Genomic DNA, 6,000 nt, shown 5'->3' on the forward strand with positions numbered 1-6,000 from the left:
ATGATGCTATGTGTTTCTATATGTTTTCGTCACGCAAAGATAACAATTTATCAGAAACCACTCAAACGAAAATCCCTTTTTTATAATGCTTTAACGGACAATTCGTGCAATATGAGTTAGAAATTCCTTTTTTGTAACCTATATGTAACTATCTACCGCTCATTATTCTATTAGCAACTCGCCTGTGGGTAAAGAAATAGAACCAGTAGGTCTTCCCATACGTATCTTTTAACTCTGAGTAGCGCTCCTTAGGATTTGCGTATTTCTTACTCATATCCTGATAATCTTCATAGTCGGCATCCATCACAGCGTCGTGATAAACAAGATATGGATGTTCCCGAAGGTGCGTATACAGGATCAAGGCCTCACGATAATGTTTGGGCAAATGGCTGTCCAGACGATAATATTTTGTGATGTTATGAGCAAAGGCATCAACGTCGCAGTCAAGCAAATATGCACAGAGCAGCCAATCATTGGACTCTTTGGTTGCCCACCATTTCTGATGCAGTTTCTCAAAATAGAGTCTCGGGGGCATCTGCTGCTTGAAATAAACGCCCAGCATCTTATATACTGGCTTTGTCGAAGCCATCATCACCTTCACGGAAGAGCCGTTTGGTAACATCGCATCAGAACCGCCGACCAAAGGATATTCAAAGAGTCTTTCACCGAGTTGGTGTGTACCTGCCAGTGCCCATATTCGCAGAAAGGTCAGGCTACTATCCGTCTTTTCCTCGTTGATGCCTACCTGCTGCGCTTCTTCATATCTTTTGTTGCTCAAATCATTCTCCATTCTCATCCGATAATGGAACACCTCGTCCGAGCAACCGATACTACACGTCATCAGCATCATTGCGCCCATGATCGCCAGATTCTGCCATAGCAACCGGCTACTGCTCTCTGTGACAAAGGGTGAGCTGTCCAAGCTTTCCATCTGACGACAAAACCAAATGACGACAGCATAAACGATCATCAACAAAGGGAATAGCCATGCCCAGCAGCCTAAGTATGATTCTGTATCCACATCACGCGTCACATCGGTCAGAATGGCAAGCAACAGCAGTGAAGGGAAATAGCTCAGGGCGTGCCCTACCCTTTCCAAACGTATGAAACTGTAGATTGTAAACTGCAACAACCACAGCACAACCGTTATCAGCACTGCACCTATCAGCCTGTTATAATGGGTAGCGCCCTGAGACAATACATGCTGGATGACAGACATGATGTCTGCCTGATAATCATAGAGATATAAGAACGTAAAAAATACGAAGAAAATGGCACACGTCACTCTCATCGTGACGATGCCATTTTTGCGATTATTAATCATTGAATCTATCTACAACAATGAAGTTATTCACTTTTTCTAAGCACCACTGCTGAGCGAGCTGGGATATAGAGTTTCAGCCATCCCTTATGGTCTTTGGCGTACAAAGGATCAGGATTGGTGAAATGCTCTACACTGTCATCCGCAAAACCATAACCACCGAAACACATCGCATCAGTATTCAGCACAACGCGATAACTACCCTCCTTCACCAGGAACCCATAGTCGGTATAAGACCGGGTGGGCGAGAAGTTAAAGACAAAGACCAGATTACCTCTTTCAAAAGCCAGGATCTGATCGCCGTCATTGTGCCAAATTTCCTGAACAGGTGTCAAGTTGAATTGTGGCTCACTCTTGATCACGCGCAACATCTCGCGGTCGAAATCCCCAAGATAATGGTAATCCAAATCCGGATTATCCACGAGATTCCACTGACGGCGGGCATATTTATAGCTCCATCCATTGCCTTCTCTCGGGAAGTCGATCCATTCCGGATGACCAAATTCGTTGCCCATGAAGTTGAGGTAGCCGCCATTGATGGCTCCCAACGTCACCAGTCGTATCATCTTGTGCAGAGCAATACCTCGGCGTGCCATCTCGTTTTCATCTCCACGCTTAAAGTGCCAATACATATCAGCATCTATCAAGCGGAAAATGATAGTCTTGTCGCCAACCAATGCCTGGTCGTGGCTCTCACAATACGAAATGGTCTCTTCGTCAGCTCGCCGGTTCTTCACCTCCCAGAAAATGCTGCTCGGCTTCCAGTCCTCATCCCGTTTCTCTTTGATTGTCTTGATCCAGTAATCGGGGATGTTCATAGCCAGACGGTAATCAAAGCCATAACCGCCATCCTCATACTTGGCTGCCAGTCCCGGCATACCGCTCACCTCTTCCGCAATTGTCACGGCAGAAGGGTTCACCTCATGGATGAGTTTGTTGGCCATCGTCAGATAACAAATCGCATTGTCGTCCTCGTGACCGTTGAAGTAATCACCATAATTGGTAAAAGCTTCTCCCAACCCATGGCTATAGTACAGCATGGAAGTGACGCCATCAAAGCGGAATCCATCAAAATGAAATTCGTCCAACCAGTACTTGCAGTTACTCAGCAGGAAATGGATGACATCATCCTTACCATAGTCAAAGCACAAGCTACCCCAGGCCGGATGCTCATGGCGGTCACCCGGATAGAAATATTGATTAGGATCACCGGCAAGATTACCCAAGCCCTCGACCTCATTCTTCACGGCATGAGAGTGGACGATATCCATAATGACGGCAATGCCCTGCTCATGCGCGGCATCGATGAGGGCTTTCAGTTCCTCAGGAGTGCCAAACCGGCTCGACGGAGCAAAGAACGAACTCACGTGATAGCCAAAACTACCATAGTAAGGATGCTCCTGGATGGCCATGACCTGCATGCAGTTGTAGCCGTCTTTCACGATTCTCGGCAGTACGTTGTCTTTAAACTCTGTATAGGTGCCAACTTTCTCGGCATCCTGAGCCATACCTATATGACATTCGTAGATCAGCAACGGATCCTTTGAAGGGCGGAAAGACTTTACCTTCCACTGATAAGCCTTTTTGGGAGCCCACACCTGTGCGGAGAAGATCTTCGTCTTTTCGTCTTGAACCACTCGTGTTGCCCAAGCCGGAATGCGCTCACCCTGGCCACCGTCCCACTTCACATGCATTTTGAACAGATCACCATGCTTCATGGCACGCGCCGGAAGCCGCAGTTCCCAGTTACCTGTATTGGGTATGCGTTTGCAGCGATATTGCTCCGACTCCGTCCAATTATTGAAGTCACCGACAAGATAGATATCCGTAGCATTGGGTGCCCACTCACGGAAGACCCACCCGCGAGGGATTCTGTGAAGACCATAGTATTGATAACCATTGGCAAAATCCGACAATGTCTCCTTGCCCTGATTCGTCAACTGTGATATTTTCCAACCCACATGATCATGCCGACCACGAATGGCATCCTCAAAGGGTTCAAGATAAGGATCATGAGCCACGATGCCAATGTGCTGGGGCTGCGCAGCAGGGGCAACGTTCAGCACTTTGCTATCACCTGTAGATTTGGATTTCTTCACCATAATATTTAGTTTATGTATTTAGGTTTCAATCATATTATTCGTTAAACCGCCGGCCATTTTCATAGTAGCCATGAGCCGTGATCTGCCCATTGCGGTCTTTCTCCACAAACTTACCGTCACGCACATCGTTGACATAAGAACCTTCAAAGCGCTTGCCGTCCTTGGTTTCCTCGATAGCCTTACCATTGCGCATGCCGTTGTGGTAATAGCCTTTAAAGCGGGTTCCGTCAGCATAATGTATAATCACTTCACCCTCTATCTTGCCATTAACGAACTCGCCCTCAAAGACATCGCCGTTCTTCTTCGTCAGCTTACCATGTCCGTTCTGCAAGTCTTTCTTCCATAAGCCTTCATACTTATCACCGTTGGCCCAAACAAAGGTACCGTCACCATCGCGGTCGCCCTCTACGAAATGTCCCGTATAGCGGTCACCATTAGCATACTTGAAGATGCCTTCACCCGTACGCTCGCCCTGGTCATAGTCTCCCTCATATTCGTCACCATTCTGGAATTTATAGATGCCTCGTCCTTGTTGGATATCATCTTTCCACTGACCACGATAAACATCACCGTCACCATATTTGTTGACTCCGTAACCACAGCGCTGGTTATCAGCCCACTCTCCATCATAAGTGGTACCATCGCCCCAGTCGAAGAAACCTTTACCGTCCTTCTTGTCCGCCTTCCACTGACCCTGGTAATAGGCTCCGTTGGCGTAGGTATAACGACCTTTACCCTGGCGCATATCGTGATACCAGTTACCGTCATACTTGTCACCATTAAAGTAATACATCACTCCGTGCCCTTCCTGATAATCCCGAAACCACAAGCCTACATACTTATTGTTGTTACTGAAATAATAAGTGCCTTGACCATGCTGCTGATTAAGCAACCATTGACCTTCGTATTTCTCTCCGTCAGCAAAGGTATAAACTCCATAACCATTACGCTTGCCTTTGACAAACTCACCCTCGTAAGTATTGCCATTATCATAGAGGACACTGCCCTTGCCCTGTGGCTTACCGGAAGCCATCTCTCCCTTATAGGTTCCTTTGACACCTTGTTCCACAATAGTGCACGAACCTAAGGAAATCTTTTGTGCATAGCTCGTTAAAGAAGCTAAGGAAAGTATTATTGCAATGATTCGATTTCTCACTTCGTAACAAATAAATGAATTCTACGCTCAAAGATAATAAGAAAAATCGAAAACAAAAACATGTAAACAAAAAATTAAACGATAAACACTACTATTTAACAAAAATAAATAAGCAGAATCAGAGGAAGATTTCGTAACTTTGCACGAGATAGAACCATTAATAACAGTCAACATGAAATTTATAGCAATCATTCCGGCACGTTATGCATCCACGCGCTTCCCAGGAAAGCCATTAGCTCTTCTTGGTGGAAAACCGATCATTCAGCATGTCTATGAGCAGGTGAAAAAAGTGATAAACGACGTGTGGGTAGCCACAGATGACCAACGTATCTACGATAAGGTTACTACATTCGGTGGAAAAGCAGTCATGACAAGAGCCGATCATAAGAGTGGTACCGACAGAATCGAAGAGGCAGCCGAGAAAATCCAGACTGATGCTGATGTCATCATCAATGTACAAGGCGATGAACCATTCATACAGCCTTCTCAGATAGAGACGCTCTGTGATCTCTTCAAGCATCCTCAAACACAGATTGCTACACTTGGAAAACCCTTTGAATCGACCGAGGCTGTAAAGAACATTAACTCACCAAAGATCGTCACAGACAATCAGGGATTTGCACTTTACTTCTCACGATCAGTCATTCCCTTCGTACGTGGTATCGAAGAGAATGAATGGCTCGAACACTTCCCCTATCTCAAACACTTGGGGATCTATGCTTATCGCCGTGAAATACTTAAAGAAATCACCAAACTTCCAATGTCATCACTGGAAAAAGCAGAAAGCCTTGAGCAACTGCGTTGGCTTCAGAATGGATACCGCATCAGAGTTGGCATCACAAATGTAGAGACAATCGGCATCGACACACCCAAAGACTTAGAAAGAGCAGAAGCTTTTATAGCAAAAAAGGAAGTATAAAAGCTTCGTAAAACATCCAAAAAACCACTCTATCCCTTCCTAAAGAAAGGGATAGAGCTATAACAAAAAAAAGAGCCCTTTAAAACATTGCTGTCTTTATATAACGTACAACAAAAGAGCCCTTAAAAACATTGCTGTCTTTATGTAAACGTACAACAAAAAGAGTCCTTGAAAACATTTCTGTCTTCAAGGACTCTCGTTGAAAGAGGGCGGCCTCCTACTCTCCCGCATTGCATTGCAGTACCATCGGCGCAAGTGGGCTTAACTTCTCTGTTCGGAATGGGAAGAGGTGGGACCCCACCGCAATAGCCACCCAAAATGGGGTTGACTTATCGCCACAAGCTCTAAGCTATAAAGAAGCGTCTTGACTCTTTATTATATTATACAGAACTCTTACGTTTCCGAAAGAATGCTGCCAATACATCTGAAAGCATTGCCTCGAAAGAAGCTCTCGGGCAATTAGTAGTGCTCGGCTTTGACGTCACCGTCTTTACACCTGCAC

General features: G+C 45.5%; 4 protein-coding genes and 1 rRNA gene. 1 reads left to right on the top strand and 4 read right to left on the bottom strand.

Annotated features, from left to right (window positions below; all coding sequences use genetic code 11):
• Positions 1-148: 148 nt before the first annotated feature.
• From NG346_RS05525 to NG346_RS05535, 3 genes are read right to left on the bottom strand one after another with little or no spacing between them, the layout of a single operon-like run.
• Positions 149-1,324 (bottom strand): DUF6057 family protein, encoded by a 1,176-nt coding sequence (locus NG346_RS05525; RefSeq protein ID WP_262279550.1) that lies wholly within the window; start codon positions 1,322-1,324, stop codon positions 149-151.
• Between the two features lie 23 nt (positions 1,325-1,347).
• Positions 1,348-3,426, bottom strand: a complete 2,079-nt coding sequence (locus NG346_RS05530; RefSeq protein WP_396266731.1) for an alpha amylase C-terminal domain-containing protein — start codon at positions 3,424-3,426, stop codon at positions 1,348-1,350.
• A gap of 31 nt (positions 3,427-3,457) precedes the next feature.
• On the bottom strand, positions 3,458-4,579 hold the full coding sequence (locus NG346_RS05535) for an MORN repeat-containing protein (protein WP_262288431.1): 1,122 nt from the start codon (positions 4,577-4,579) through the stop codon (positions 3,458-3,460).
• A 172-nt stretch (positions 4,580-4,751) separates the two neighbouring features.
• On the opposite strand from NG346_RS05535, the gene kdsB reads away from it, so the two are divergent.
• Positions 4,752-5,498: a 3-deoxy-manno-octulosonate cytidylyltransferase gene (gene kdsB, locus NG346_RS05540; protein WP_262279547.1), complete on the top strand. Its 747-nt coding sequence runs from the start codon at positions 4,752-4,754 to the stop codon at positions 5,496-5,498.
• Between the two features lie 204 nt (positions 5,499-5,702).
• On the opposite strand, the gene rrf is transcribed toward kdsB, so the two are convergent.
• Positions 5,703-5,815 (bottom strand): 5S ribosomal RNA (gene rrf / locus NG346_RS05545).
• Positions 5,816-6,000: the final 185 nt, after the last annotated feature.

The sequence above is a fragment of the Hallella absiana genome, assembly GCF_025457485.1.
GTDB classification, from domain to species: domain Bacteria; phylum Bacteroidota; class Bacteroidia; order Bacteroidales; family Bacteroidaceae; genus Prevotella; species Prevotella absiana.